Source organism: Escherichia sp. WS1152, assembly GCF_046487665.1.
Lineage (GTDB): Bacteria > Pseudomonadota > Gammaproteobacteria > Enterobacterales > Enterobacteriaceae > Escherichia > Escherichia coli.
In genome coordinates this window covers 154,267-166,825 of sequence record NZ_JBJQJA010000006.1, presented here as the reverse complement: position 1 = coordinate 166,825, position 12,559 = coordinate 154,267, and the positions used below count along the sequence as shown (strand labels likewise).

Below are 12,559 nucleotides of genomic sequence, written 5' to 3'. Positions count from 1 at the left end.
TAATTGGTAATTTCATTCGTTCTCTTACGCTCCCTATAGTCGAAACATCTGATGGCAAGAAAATAGCGGTATTGCAAAGGAACGGTTATGGATCAAAAACGACTTACTCACCTGCGGCAACTGGAGGCGGAAAGCATCCACATTATTCGCGAGGTGGCGGCAGAATTCTCAAATCCGGTGATGCTCTACTCTATCGGTAAAGATTCCAGCGTCATGCTGCATCTGGCGCGCAAGGCGTTTTATCCAGGTACGCTGCCTTTCCCGTTGCTGCATGTTGATACCGGCTGGAAATTCCGCGAGATGTATGAGTTCCGCGATCGTACTGCTAAAGCCTACGGCTGCGAGCTGCTGGTGCATAAAAACCCGGAAGGCGTGGCGATGGGGATTAATCCATTCATACACGGCAGCGCGAAACATACCGATATTATGAAAACTGAAGGCCTGAAACAGGCCCTGAACAAATACGGTTTTGATGCCGCCTTCGGTGGTGCGCGCCGTGACGAAGAGAAATCCCGCGCAAAAGAGCGAATCTACTCTTTCCGTGACCGCTTCCATCGCTGGGATCCGAAAAATCAGCGCCCGGAGCTGTGGCACAACTACAACGGGCAAATTAACAAAGGCGAAAGCATCCGCGTCTTCCCGCTCTCTAACTGGACCGAGCAGGATATCTGGCAATACATCTGGCTGGAAAATATCGACATTGTGCCGCTGTATCTCGCTGCGGAACGTCCGGTTCTGGAACGCGACGGTATGTTGATGATGATTGATGACAACCGTATCGACCTGCAACCGGGCGAAGTGATCAAAAAACGGATGGTGCGTTTCCGTACGCTGGGCTGCTGGCCGCTGACCGGTGCGGTGGAGTCAAATGCACAAACACTGCCGGAAATCATCGAAGAGATGCTGGTTTCCACCACCAGTGAACGTCAGGGTCGCGTGATTGACCGCGACCAGGCTGGTTCTATGGAGCTGAAAAAACGTCAGGGGTATTTTTAAGATGAACACCGCACTTGCACAACAAATCGCCAATGAAGGCGGCGTCGAAGCCTGGATGATTGCGCAACAACATAAAAGCCTGCTGCGTTTTCTGACCTGTGGTAGCGTCGATGACGGCAAAAGTACCCTGATTGGTCGTCTGCTGCACGATACCCGCCAAATCTATGAAGATCAGCTCTCATCGCTGCATAACGACAGCAAACGACACGGTACCCAGGGCGAGAAACTGGATTTGGCGTTGCTGGTGGATGGCCTGCAAGCTGAACGCGAACAGGGTATTACTATCGACGTGGCTTACCGTTATTTCTCTACCGAGAAGCGTAAATTTATTATCGCCGACACCCCCGGGCACGAGCAGTATACCCGCAATATGGCGACCGGCGCCTCAACGTGTGAGCTGGCGATCTTATTGATCGACGCCCGTAAAGGCGTGCTCGATCAAACCCGTCGTCACAGTTTTATCTCCACGCTGCTGGGGATCAAACATCTGGTCGTAGCGATCAACAAAATGGATCTGGTGGATTACAGTGAAGAGACATTCACCCGCATTCGTGAAGACTACCTGACTTTCGCCGAACAGTTACCTGGCAATCTGGATATTCGCTTTGTGCCGCTCTCTGCGCTGGAAGGCGACAACGTGGCTTCGCAAAGTGAAAGTATGCCGTGGTACAGCGGTCCGACACTGCTCGAAGTGCTGGAAACCGTGGAGATCCAGCGAGTGGTGGATGTCCAGCCAATGCGCTTCCCAGTGCAGTACGTTAACCGCCCAAATCTCGATTTTCGTGGCTACGCCGGAACGCTGGCATCCGGTCGCGTGGAAGTCGGGCAACGTGTAAAAGTGCTGCCCTCTGGTGTGGAATCAAACGTCGCGCGGATCGTGACTTTTGATGGTGATCGCGAAGAAGCCTTTGCCGGAGAAGCGATCACCCTGGTGCTGACGGATGAGATCGACATCAGCCGTGGCGATCTGCTGCTGGCGGCAGACGAAGCGTTACCAGCTGTGCAGAGCGCGTCGGTGGATGTGGTATGGATGGCGGAACAGCCGCTTTCCCCGGGCCAGAGTTATGACATCAAAATTGCCGGTAAGAAGACGCGTGCTCGTGTTGATGGCATTCGTTATCAGGTTGATATTAATAACCTTACCCAACGCGAAGTTGAAAACCTGCCGCTGAACGGCATCGGCCTGGTGGATCTCACTTTTGACGAGCCACTGGTGTTAGATCGTTATCAGCAAAACCCGGTTACCGGTGGGCTGATTTTTATCGATCGCCTGAGCAATGTGACCGTAGGTGCCGGTATGGTGCATGAGCCAGTTAGCCAGGCAACTGCTGCGCCATCTGAATTTAGTGCATTCGAACTGGAATTGAATGCCCTGGTTCGCCGCCACTTTCCACACTGGGGCGCGCGCGATTTGCTGGGGGATAAATAATGGCGCTGCATGACGAAAACGTCGTCTGGCATAGCCATCCGGTCACTGTGCAACAACGCGAGCTACACCACGGTCATCGTGGTGTAGTGCTGTGGTTTACCGGCCTCTCCGGGTCCGGTAAATCAACGGTCGCCGGGGCGCTGGAGGAGGCGTTACATAAACTCGGCGTTAGTACGTATCTGCTGGATGGCGATAATGTTCGCCACGGATTATGCAGCGATCTCGGTTTTAGCGATGCCGATCGTAAAGAGAATATCCGTCGCGTCGGTGAAGTGGCGAATTTGATGGTTGAAGCCGGACTGGTGGTGCTGACCGCATTTATCTCGCCACACCGCGCCGAACGCCAGATGGTTCGCGAACGCGTAGGAGAAGGGCGCTTTATCGAAGTGTTTGTCGATACGCCGCTGGCGATTTGCGAAGCCCGCGATCCAAAAGGCTTATATAAGAAAGCGCGTGCCGGTGAACTGCGCAACTTTACGGGAATAGATTCCGTTTACGAAGCGCCTGAATCGGCAGAAATTCATCTCAATGGTGAACAATTAGTAACAAATTTGGTACAGCAATTATTAGATCTGTTGAGACAGAACGATATTATCAGATCCTGAGACACCACCGGGTTTCCATGCCCGGTTCGTCAAAGTAACAGGATCAAATATGCGTAATAGCCATAACATTACACTAACAAATAACGACAGCCTTACTGAGGATGAAGAAACCACATGGTCACTGCCTGGTGCCGTGGTCGGTTTTATCTCCTGGTTATTTGCGCTGGCGATGCCGATGTTGATTTATGGCTCTAACACGCTGTTCTTCTTTATCTACACCTGGCCTTTCTTTCTGGCACTGATGCCTGTCGCGGTAGTGGTGGGGATTGCGCTGCATTCATTGATGGACGGAAAGCTACGCTACAGTATTGTTTTCACCCTGATGACAGTAGGCATTATGTTTGGCGCACTGTTTATGTGGCTACTGGGCTAATTTGTACTTTCCCGTCTCCTCTGTTCATAATTCAAACCGTAACTAATAATGAGATTATGTTCTGCACGCCCTGGGTATACGTAACAATGGACAAATGTGGTACATTTGCCCGCGTTGTCGCGGTATCCCCAACAGAGGATGTAGAGTCGTCTTCGGATGCATGGGATGATGATGCCGTTTTTCAGGGGGCAGGATGGGTAAACTAACGCTGCTGTTGCTGGCTATTCTGGTCTGGCTACAGTATTCGCTGTGGTTCGGTAAGAACGGTATACATGACTATACCCGCGTCAATGATGATGTGGCGGCACAGCAAGCTACAAACGCGAAACTTAAAGCGCGAAACGATCAACTTTTTGCCGAAATTGACGATCTCAATGGCGGCCAGGAGGCGCTCGAAGAGCGTGCGCGTAATGAACTCAGCATGACCAGGCCGGGCGAAACTTTTTATCGTCTGGTACCTGACGCGTCGAAGCGCGCACAGTCTGCGGGGCAAAACAATCGATAAATCAGCCCGGGAATTAACATGGCAACCACTCATTTGGATGTTTGCGCCGTGGTTCCGGCGGCCGGATTTGGCCGTCGAATGCAAACGGAATGTCCTAAGCAATATCTCTCAATCGGTAATCAAACCATTCTTGAACACTCGGTGCATGCGCTGCTGGCGCATCCCCGGGTGAAACGTGTCGTCATTGCCATAAGTCCTGGCGATAGCCGTTTTGCACAACTTCCTCTGGCGAATCATCCGCAAATCACCGTTGTAGATGGCGGTGATGAGCGTGCCGATTCCGTGCTGGCAGGTTTGAAAGCCGCTGGCGACGCGCAGTGGGTATTGGTGCATGACGCCGCTCGTCCTTGTCTGCATCAGGATGACCTCGCGCGATTGTTGGCGTTGAGCGAAACCAGCCGCACGGGAGGGATCCTAGCAGCACCAGTGCGCGATACTATGAAACGTGCCGAACCGGGCAAAAATGCCATTGCTCATACCGTTGATCGCAACGGCTTATGGCACGCGCTGACGCCGCAATTTTTCCCTCGTGAGCTGTTACATGACTGTCTGACGCGCGCTCTAAATGAAGGCGCGACTATTACCGACGAAGCCTCGGCGCTGGAATATTGCGGATTCCATCCTCAGTTGGTCGAAGGCCGTGCGGATAACATTAAAGTCACGCGCCCGGAGGATTTGGCACTGGCCGAGTTTTACCTCACCCGAACCATCCATCAGGAGAATACATAATGCGAATTGGACACGGTTTTGACGTACACGCCTTTGGCGGTGAAGGCCCAATTATCATTGGTGGCGTACGCATTCCTTACGAAAAAGGATTGCTGGCGCATTCTGATGGCGACGTGGCGCTCCATGCGTTGACCGATGCATTGCTTGGCGCGGCGGCGCTGGGGGATATCGGCAAACTGTTCCCGGATACCGATCCGGCATTTAAAGGTGCCGATAGCCGCGAGCTGCTACGCGAAGCCTGGCGTCGTATTCAGGCGAAGGGTTATACCCTTGGCAACGTCGATGTCACTATCATAGCTCAGGCACCGAAGATGTTGCCGCACATTCCACAAATGCGCGTGTTTATTGCCGAAGATCTCGGCTGCCATATGGATGATGTTAACGTGAAAGCCACTACTACGGAAAAACTTGGATTTACCGGACGTGGGGAAGGGATTGCCTGTGAAGCGGTGGCGCTACTCATTAAGGCAACAAAATGATTGAGTTTGATAATCTCACTTACCTCCACGGTAAACCGCAAGGCACCGGGCTGCTGAAAGCCAATCCGGAAGACTTTGTGGTGGTGGAAGATTTGGGCTTTGAGCCTGATGGTGAAGGTGAGCATATTCTGGTTAGAATCCTCAAAAACGGCTGCAATACCCGTTTTGTGGCGGATGCACTGGCGAAATTCCTGAAAATTCATGCCCGTGAAGTCAGCTTTGCTGGGCAAAAAGACAAACATGCTGTTACAGAACAGTGGTTATGCGCTCGCGTGCCGGGCAAGGAAATGCCCGATCTGAGCGCCTTTCAATTGGAAGGCTGCCAGGTACTGGAGTATGCGCGGCACAAGCGCAAGCTGCGTTTAGGGGCGCTGAAAGGTAACGCCTTTACCCTGGTTCTGCGCGAAGTGAGCAATCGCGATGACGTTGAACAACGTCTGATCGATATTTGCGTAAAAGGTGTACCGAACTACTTCGGTGCCCAACGTTTTGGGATTGGCGGTAGCAACTTGCAGGGCGCGCTGCGCTGGGCGCAAACCAATACTCCGGTGCGCGATCGCAATAAACGGAGTTTTTGGTTGTCGGCAGCCCGCAGTGCGTTGTTTAATCAGATTGTTGCTGAGCGCCTCAAAAAAGCAGACGTTAATCAAGTTGTTGACGGCGATGCGCTACAATTAGCCGGACGTGGTAGCTGGTTTGTAGCAACCACCGAAGAATTGGCGGAATTACAGCGTCGCGTCAACGATAAAGAGCTGATGATAACCGCCGCATTGCCGGGCAGTGGCGAATGGGGAACTCAGCGTGAAGCGCTGGCATTCGAACAAGCAGCTGTCGCCGCAGAAACTGAATTACAAGCTTTACTGGTGCGCGAAAAAGTTGAAGCCGCGCGCAGAGCGATGCTGCTGTATCCGCAACAATTAAGCTGGAATTGGTGGGATGACGTCACCGTAGAGATCCGTTTCTGGCTTCCGGCGGGTAGTTTTGCAACCAGCGTTGTCAGGGAACTTATCAACACAACAGGTGATTATGCGCATATTGCTGAGTAATGATGACGGGGTACATGCACCCGGTATACAAACGCTGGCAAAAGCCTTGCGTGAGTTTGCTGACGTTCAGGTGGTCGCCCCCGATCGTAACCGCAGCGGCGCTTCAAATTCTCTGACACTGGAATCCTCCCTGCGCACGTTTACCTTTGAAAATGGTGATATTGCTGTGCAAATGGGAACCCCGACCGATTGCGTCTATCTTGGCGTGAATGCTCTGATGCGTCCGCGCCCGGACATTGTTGTATCCGGAATTAACGCCGGGCCGAATCTGGGGGATGATGTTATTTATTCCGGTACGGTAGCCGCCGCGATGGAAGGCCGTCATTTAGGTTTTCCGGCGCTTGCCGTCTCGCTTGACGGGCATAAACATTACGACACTGCCGCGGCGGTAACCTGTTCAATTTTGCGCGCACTGTGTAAAGAGCCGCTGCGCACCGGGCGTATTCTTAATATTAACGTTCCGGATTTACCCTTGGATCAAATCAAAGGTATTCGCGTGACGCGCTGCGGTACACGACATCCGGCAGATCAGGTGATCCCGCAGCAAGATCCGCGCGGCAATACGCTGTACTGGATTGGCCCGCCGGGCGGTAAATGTGATGCCGGTCCGGGGACCGATTTTGCTGCGGTAGATGAGGGCTATGTCTCCATCACGCCGCTGCATGTGGATTTAACTGCGCATAGCGCGCAAGATGTGGTTTCAGACTGGTTAAACAGCGTGGGAGTTGGCACGCAATGGTAAGCAGACGCGTACAAGCACTTCTGGATCAATTACGTGCGCAAGGTATTCAGGATGAGCAGGTGCTGAATGCACTTGCCGCCGTGCCGCGTGAAAAATTCGTTGATGAAGCGTTTGAACAAAAAGCCTGGGACAATATCGCTTTGCCGATAGGTCAGGGGCAGACAATTTCGCAGCCGTATATGGTGGCGCGAATGACCGAATTACTCGAGCTGACGCCGCAGTCGCGGGTGCTGGAAATTGGCACCGGTTCGGGATATCAAACGGCAATCCTGGCGCATCTTGTCCAGCATGTTTGCTCGGTCGAACGGATTAAAGGTTTGCAGTGGCAGGCGCGTCGCCGCCTGAAAAATCTTGATTTACATAATGTTTCAACCCGCCATGGCGATGGATGGCAAGGTTGGCAGGCACGTGCGCCGTTTGACGCTATCATTGTTACGGCGGCACCGCCGGAAATTCCAACTGCGCTAATGACGCAGCTGGACGAAGGCGGGATTCTCGTCTTACCCGTAGGGGAGGAGCACCAGTATTTGAAACGGGTGCGTCGTCGGGGAGGCGAATTTATTATCGATACCGTGGAGGCCGTGCGCTTTGTCCCTTTAGTGAAGGGTGAGCTGGCTTAAAACGTGAGGAAATACCTGGATTTTTCCTGGTTATTTTGCCGCAGGTCAGCGTATCGTGAACATCTTTTCCAGTGTTCAGTATGGTGCCTTGCACGGTAATTATGTCACTGGTTATTAACCAATTTTTCCTGGGGGATAAATGAGCGCGGGAAGCCCAAAATTCACCGTTCGCCGCATTGCGGCTTTGTCACTGGTTTCGCTATGGCTGGCAGGCTGTTCTGACACTTCAAATCCACCGGCACCGGTCAGCTCCGTTAATGGCAATGCGCCTGCAAATACCAATTCTGGTATGTTGATTACGCCGCCGCCGAAAATGGGGACGACGTCTACAGCGCAGCAACCGCAAATTCAGCCGGTACAGCAGCCACAAATTCAGGCTACTCAACAACCGCAAATCCAGCCAGTGCAGCCAGTAGCTCAGCAGCCGGTACAGATGGAAAACGGACGAATCGTCTACAACCGTCAGTATGGGAACATTCCGAAAGGCAGTTATAGCGGCAGTACATACACCGTGAAAAAAGGCGACACACTTTTCTATATCGCCTGGATTACTGGCAACGATTTCCGTGACCTTGCTCAGCGCAACAATATTCAGGCACCATACGCGCTGAACGTTGGTCAGACCTTACAGGTGGGGAATGCTTCCGGTACGCCAATCACTGGCGGAAATGCCATTACCCAGGCCGACGCAGCAGAGCAAGGAGTTGTGATCAAGCCTGCACAAAATTCCACCGTTGCTGTTGCGTCGCAACCGACAATTACGTATTCTGAGTCTTCGGGTGAACAGAGTGCTAACAAAATGTTGCCGAACAACAAGCCAACTGCGACCACGGTCACAGCGCCTGTAACGGTACCAACAGCAAGCACAACCGAGCCGACTGTCAGCAGTACATCAACCAGTACGCCTATCTCCACCTGGCGCTGGCCGACTGAGGGCAAAGTGATCGAAACCTTTGGCGCTTCTGAGGGGGGCAACAAGGGGATTGATATCGCAGGCAGCAAAGGACAGGCAATTATCGCGACCGCAGATGGCCGCGTTGTTTATGCTGGTAACGCGCTGCGCGGCTACGGTAATCTGATTATCATCAAACATAATGATGATTACCTGAGTGCCTACGCCCATAACGACACAATGCTGGTCCGGGAACAACAAGAAGTGAAGGCGGGGCAAAAAATAGCAACCATGGGTAGCACCGGAACCAGTTCAACACGCTTGCATTTTGAAATTCGTTACAAGGGGAAATCCGTAAACCCGCTGCGTTATTTGCCGCAGCGATAAATCGGCGGAACCAGGCTTTTGCTTGAATGTTCCGTCAAGGGATCACGGGTAGGAGCCACCTTATGAGTCAGAATACGCTGAAAGTTCATGATTTAAATGAAGATGCGGAATTTGATGAGAACGGAGTTGAGGTTTTTGACGAAAAGGCCTTAGTAGAAGAGGAACCCAGTGATAACGATTTGGCCGAAGAGGAACTGTTATCGCAGGGAGCCACACAGCGTGTGTTGGACGCGACTCAGCTTTACCTTGGTGAGATTGGTTATTCACCACTGTTAACGGCCGAAGAAGAAGTTTATTTTGCGCGTCGCGCACTGCGTGGAGATGTCGCCTCTCGCCGCCGGATGATCGAGAGTAACTTGCGTCTGGTGGTAAAAATTGCCCGCCGTTATGGCAATCGTGGTCTGGCGTTGCTGGACCTTATCGAAGAGGGCAACCTGGGGCTGATCCGCGCGGTAGAGAAGTTTGACCCGGAACGTGGTTTCCGCTTCTCAACATACGCAACCTGGTGGATTCGCCAGACGATTGAACGGGCGATTATGAACCAAACCCGTACTATTCGTTTGCCGATTCACATCGTAAAGGAGCTGAACGTTTACCTGCGAACCGCACGTGAGTTGTCCCATAAGCTGGACCATGAACCAAGTGCGGAAGAGATCGCAGAGCAACTGGATAAGCCAGTTGATGACGTCAGCCGTATGCTTCGTCTTAACGAGCGCATTACCTCGGTAGACACCCCGCTGGGTGGTGATTCCGAAAAAGCGTTGCTGGACATCCTGGCCGATGAAAAAGAGAACGGTCCGGAAGATACCACGCAAGATGACGATATGAAGCAGAGCATCGTCAAATGGCTGTTCGAGCTGAACGCCAAACAGCGTGAAGTACTGGCACGTCGATTCGGTTTGCTGGGGTACGAAGCGGCAACACTGGAAGATGTAGGTCGTGAAATTGGCCTCACCCGTGAACGTGTTCGCCAGATTCAGGTTGAAGGCCTGCGCCGTTTGCGCGAAATCCTGCAAACGCAGGGGCTGAATATCGAAGCGCTGTTCCGCGAATAAGTAAGCATCTGTCAGAAAGGCCAGTCTCAAGCGAGGCTGGCCTTTTTCTTTTGTTTGGGAAGCTTGTGTTTTTGTCGCCTGGATAAGACACGTCAGCGTCCTACCCGGCAATTTGCATCCTATGTGTTCATCATCTTGCGCACCAGCTGCACAAACAGCTCCTGCTCTTCTGCACTCAAACGCCCCAAAAATTCCTCATCCACGCTGTCACCAATCGGTATCGCCGCAGCAAGTATCTTTTCTCCTTCGGCAGTCAGCCAGACAAAGCGACGCCGCTTGTCAGCGGCATCATGTTCACGTCTGACTAAGCCACGATTCTCCATTCTTGCCAACATTTCTGCCAACGTTGCTTTGGTGCTGACTGCTGCTTCTATCAGTGCCACCTGTTCGATACCAGGCTTATCAGCAATGGCGCGCATCACCGCATACTGTGGTTTGGTCAGGTCAGGTAACTCGTGCTGCCAGCGAGCCGTGTGCTGCTGAAAAAGCTGTCGTAACTGATGGAACGCTTTATTTCGTAACGCCATGTAAACTCCGGGCAAACTATCTGCCGCTATCATAGCGGTTTTTCAGTGACGAAGGGGATGTTGTTACTTTTCAGTGCTTGCCGCAATGAGAACAGAGGCGTATTTTAATAATAACGTTCGTATACGAACAATTAAGAGAGTAAGCAATGAAACTGATCGTCGGTATGACAGGGGCTACCGGTGCGCCTCTTGGTGTGGCATTACTGCAAGCGCTGCGGGAGATGCCGAATGTCGAGACTCATCTGGTGATGTCGAAGTGGGCGAAAACCACCATTGAACTGGAAACGCCTTACAGCGCCCGCGATGTTGCTGCCCTCGCTGACTTCAGCCATAACCCGGCGGATCAGGCGGCGACCATCTCCTCAGGTTCCTTTCGTACCGACGGCATGATCGTTATTCCGTGCAGTATGAAAACGCTCGCCGGTATCCGCGCTGGTTACGCTGATGGCCTGGTAGGGCGCGCGGCGGACGTCGTGCTCAAAGAAGGCCGCAAACTGGTGCTGGTGCCGCGTGAAATGCCGCTTAGCACCATCCATCTCGAAAATATGCTCGCACTTTCACGCATGGGCGTGGCGATGGTGCCGCCGATGCCTGCCTTTTATAACCATCCCGAAACGGTAGATGACATTGTCCACCATGTAGTAGCCCGCGTGCTGGATCAATTTGGCCTCGAACATCCCCACGCCAGGCGCTGGCAAGGATTGCCGCAGGTCCGGAATTTTTATCAGGAGAATGAATAATGGCATTTGATGATTTACGCAGCTTTTTACAGGCGCTTGATGACCACGGCCAGTTACTGAAAATCAGCGAAGAGGTGAACGCGGAACCGGATCTGGCTGCCGCTGCCAACGCCACCGGGCGTATCGGCGATGGTGCACCGGCGCTGTGGTTTGATAATATTCGCGGTTTTACCGATGCCCGCGTGGCGATGAATACCATCGGTTCCTGGCAGAACCACGCGATTTCCCTGGGCCTGCCGCCAAACACCCCGGTTAAAAAACAGATTGATGAGTTTATCCGCCGCTGGGATAACTTCCCGATCGCCCCGGAGCGCCGCGCCAATCCAGCCTGGGCGCAGAACACCGTCGATGGTGACGAGATTAATCTGTTCGATATCCTGCCGCTGTTTCGTTTAAACGACGGTGATGGCGGTTTCTATCTCGACAAAGCGTGCGTGGTTTCCCGCGATCCGCTCGACCCGGATAACTTCGGCAAGCAGAACGTCGGCATCTACCGCATGGAAGTGAAGGGCAAGCGTAAGCTCGGCCTGCAACCGGTGCCGATGCACGATATCGCCCTGCATCTGCATAAAGCAGAAGAGCGCGGTGAAGATCTACCTATTGCGATCACGCTCGGTAACGATCCGATCATCACGCTGATGGGCGCAACGCCACTGAAATACGATCAGTCTGAGTATGAAATGGCAGGCGCGCTGCGTGAAAGCCCGTACCCGATCGCCACCGCCCCGCTGACCGGTTTTGATGTGCCGTGGGGTTCAGAAGTGATCCTCGAAGGGGTCATCGAAAGCCGTAAACGCGAAATTGAAGGGCCGTTCGGTGAGTTTACCGGACACTACTCCGGCGGGCGTAACATGACCGTGGTGCGCATCGATAAAGTCTCTTACCGCACCAGGCCGATTTTCGAATCGCTGTACCTCGGCATGCCGTGGACCGAAATCGACTACCTGATGGGGCCAGCCACCTGTGTGCCGCTGTATCAGCAACTTAAAGCCGAGTTCCCGGAAGTACAGGCGGTGAACGCCATGTACACCCACGGCCTGCTGGCGATTATCTCCACCAAAAAACGCTACGGCGGCTTTGCCCGCGCGGTGGGCCTGCGTGCGATGACCACGCCGCACGGTCTGGGCTACGTAAAGATGGTGATTATGGTCGATGAAGACGTTGACCCGTTCAACCTGCCGCAGGTGATGTGGGCGCTCTCCTCGAAAGTAAATCCGGCAGGGGATTTGGTGCAGTTGCCGAATATGTCCGTGCTGGAACTCGACCCTGGCTCAAGCCCGGCGGGGATCACCGACAAGCTGATTATCGACGCCACCACGCCTGTCGCCCCGGACAACCGTGGTCACTACAGCCAGCCGGTGGTGGATTTGCCGGAAACCAAAGCCTGGGCTGAAAAACTGACCGCTATGCTGGCCGCACGTAAATAAGGAGAAC

15 protein-coding genes are annotated in these 12,559 nt (G+C 53.2%); 14 read left to right on the top strand and 1 reads right to left on the bottom strand.

The features are described 5' to 3' along the window. Nucleotides 1-87 precede the first annotated feature (87 nt). The 12 genes from cysD (at nt 88) to rpoS (ending at nt 9,858) form a co-directional block, all read left to right on the top strand. Complete coding sequence (cysD, locus tag ACJHW7_RS12010; protein ID WP_000372390.1) at nt 88-996, top strand: sulfate adenylyltransferase subunit CysD; 909 nt, start codon at nt 88-90, stop codon at nt 994-996. Between the two features lies 1 nt (nt 997). Then, entirely contained in the window at nt 998-2,425 is a 1,428-nt protein-coding gene (cysN, locus tag ACJHW7_RS12005; RefSeq protein ID WP_021557132.1) for a sulfate adenylyltransferase subunit CysN, read from the top strand. Next, the gene (cysC, locus tag ACJHW7_RS12000) at nt 2,425-3,030 is read left to right on the top strand and encodes an adenylyl-sulfate kinase (RefSeq protein WP_001173673.1); all 606 of its coding nucleotides are present in this window, start codon (nt 2,425-2,427) and stop codon (nt 3,028-3,030) included. The genes cysN and cysC overlap by 1 nt, the downstream gene beginning before the upstream one ends. 49 nt (nt 3,031-3,079) lie before the next feature. Further along, nucleotides 3,080-3,403 (top strand): DUF3561 family protein, encoded by a 324-nt coding sequence (locus ACJHW7_RS11995; protein ID WP_001246103.1) that lies wholly within the window; start codon nt 3,080-3,082, stop codon nt 3,401-3,403. Between the two features lie 193 nt (nt 3,404-3,596). Next, nucleotides 3,597-3,908, top strand: coding sequence for a cell division protein FtsB (gene ftsB, locus ACJHW7_RS11990; RefSeq protein ID WP_000517476.1), 312 nt, complete (start codon nt 3,597-3,599; stop codon nt 3,906-3,908). Between the two features lie 18 nt (nt 3,909-3,926). After that, a complete protein-coding gene (ispD, locus tag ACJHW7_RS11985) occupies nt 3,927-4,637 on the top strand; it encodes a 2-C-methyl-D-erythritol 4-phosphate cytidylyltransferase (RefSeq protein WP_000246138.1) in 711 nt (236 codons plus the stop codon). Further along, on the top strand, nt 4,637-5,116 hold the full coding sequence (ispF, locus tag ACJHW7_RS11980; protein ID WP_001219242.1) for a 2-C-methyl-D-erythritol 2,4-cyclodiphosphate synthase: 480 nt from the start codon (nt 4,637-4,639) through the stop codon (nt 5,114-5,116). Before ispD ends, ispF begins: the two co-directional genes overlap by 1 nt. Further along, nucleotides 5,113-6,162, top strand: a complete 1,050-nt coding sequence (gene truD, locus ACJHW7_RS11975; RefSeq protein WP_000568924.1) for a tRNA pseudouridine(13) synthase TruD — start codon at nt 5,113-5,115, stop codon at nt 6,160-6,162. Before ispF ends, truD begins: the two co-directional genes overlap by 4 nt. Beyond that, a complete protein-coding gene (gene surE / locus ACJHW7_RS11970; protein ID WP_001295182.1) occupies nt 6,143-6,904 on the top strand; it encodes a 5'/3'-nucleotidase SurE in 762 nt (253 codons plus the stop codon). Before truD ends, surE begins: the two co-directional genes overlap by 20 nt. After that, complete coding sequence (gene pcm, locus ACJHW7_RS11965) at nt 6,898-7,524, top strand: protein-L-isoaspartate O-methyltransferase (RefSeq protein ID WP_000254708.1); 627 nt, start codon at nt 6,898-6,900, stop codon at nt 7,522-7,524. Before surE ends, pcm begins: the two co-directional genes overlap by 7 nt. A 184-nt stretch (nt 7,525-7,708) precedes the next feature. Next, nucleotides 7,709-8,803, top strand: coding sequence for a murein hydrolase activator NlpD (nlpD, locus tag ACJHW7_RS11960; protein ID WP_306174120.1), 1,095 nt, complete (start codon nt 7,709-7,711; stop codon nt 8,801-8,803). Between the two features lie 62 nt (nt 8,804-8,865). Next, on the top strand, nt 8,866-9,858 hold the full coding sequence (rpoS, locus tag ACJHW7_RS11955; protein ID WP_000081550.1) for an RNA polymerase sigma factor RpoS: 993 nt from the start codon (nt 8,866-8,868) through the stop codon (nt 9,856-9,858). Nucleotides 9,859-9,977: 119 nt separating this feature from the next. On the opposite strand, the gene ACJHW7_RS11950 is transcribed toward rpoS, so the two are convergent. Continuing rightward, nucleotides 9,978-10,385 (bottom strand): MarR family winged helix-turn-helix transcriptional regulator, encoded by a 408-nt coding sequence (locus ACJHW7_RS11950; RefSeq protein WP_001208062.1) that lies wholly within the window; start codon nt 10,383-10,385, stop codon nt 9,978-9,980. A 146-nt stretch (nt 10,386-10,531) separates the two neighbouring features. Between ACJHW7_RS11950 and ACJHW7_RS11945 the strand changes: the two genes are divergently transcribed. Together ACJHW7_RS11945 and ACJHW7_RS11940 are read left to right on the top strand one after the other, a co-directional pair. Beyond that, nucleotides 10,532-11,125 carry a non-oxidative hydroxyarylic acid decarboxylases subunit B gene (locus ACJHW7_RS11945; protein ID WP_040234895.1) on the top strand — a complete coding sequence of 198 codons (594 nt, stop codon included), beginning with the start codon at nt 10,532-10,534 and terminating at the stop codon, nt 11,123-11,125. After that, nucleotides 11,125-12,552, top strand: coding sequence for a non-oxidative hydroxyarylic acid decarboxylases subunit C (locus ACJHW7_RS11940; RefSeq protein WP_000863205.1), 1,428 nt, complete (start codon nt 11,125-11,127; stop codon nt 12,550-12,552). The genes ACJHW7_RS11945 and ACJHW7_RS11940 overlap by 1 nt, the downstream gene beginning before the upstream one ends. Nucleotides 12,553-12,559 lie beyond the last annotated feature (7 nt).

Coding starts and splice junctions, on each gene's coding strand:
- cysD (WP_000372390.1), top strand. CDS start 88: ATGGATCAAAAACGACTTACTCACCTGCGGCAACTGGAGGCGGAAAGC.
- cysN (WP_021557132.1), top strand. CDS start 998: ATGAACACCGCACTTGCACAACAAATCGCCAATGAAGGCGGCGTCGAA.
- cysC (WP_001173673.1), top strand. CDS start 2,425: ATGGCGCTGCATGACGAAAACGTCGTCTGGCATAGCCATCCGGTCACT.
- ACJHW7_RS11995 (WP_001246103.1), top strand. CDS start 3,080: ATGCGTAATAGCCATAACATTACACTAACAAATAACGACAGCCTTACT.
- ftsB (WP_000517476.1), top strand. CDS start 3,597: ATGGGTAAACTAACGCTGCTGTTGCTGGCTATTCTGGTCTGGCTACAG.
- ispD (WP_000246138.1), top strand. CDS start 3,927: ATGGCAACCACTCATTTGGATGTTTGCGCCGTGGTTCCGGCGGCCGGA.
- ispF (WP_001219242.1), top strand. CDS start 4,637: ATGCGAATTGGACACGGTTTTGACGTACACGCCTTTGGCGGTGAAGGC.
- truD (WP_000568924.1), top strand. CDS start 5,113: ATGATTGAGTTTGATAATCTCACTTACCTCCACGGTAAACCGCAAGGC.
- surE (WP_001295182.1), top strand. CDS start 6,143: ATGCGCATATTGCTGAGTAATGATGACGGGGTACATGCACCCGGTATA.
- pcm (WP_000254708.1), top strand. CDS start 6,898: ATGGTAAGCAGACGCGTACAAGCACTTCTGGATCAATTACGTGCGCAA.
- rpoS (WP_000081550.1), top strand. CDS start 8,866: ATGAGTCAGAATACGCTGAAAGTTCATGATTTAAATGAAGATGCGGAA.
- ACJHW7_RS11950 (WP_001208062.1), bottom strand. CDS start 10,385: ATGGCGTTACGAAATAAAGCGTTCCATCAGTTACGACAGCTTTTTCAG.
- ACJHW7_RS11945 (WP_040234895.1), top strand. CDS start 10,532: ATGAAACTGATCGTCGGTATGACAGGGGCTACCGGTGCGCCTCTTGGT.
- ACJHW7_RS11940 (WP_000863205.1), top strand. CDS start 11,125: ATGGCATTTGATGATTTACGCAGCTTTTTACAGGCGCTTGATGACCAC.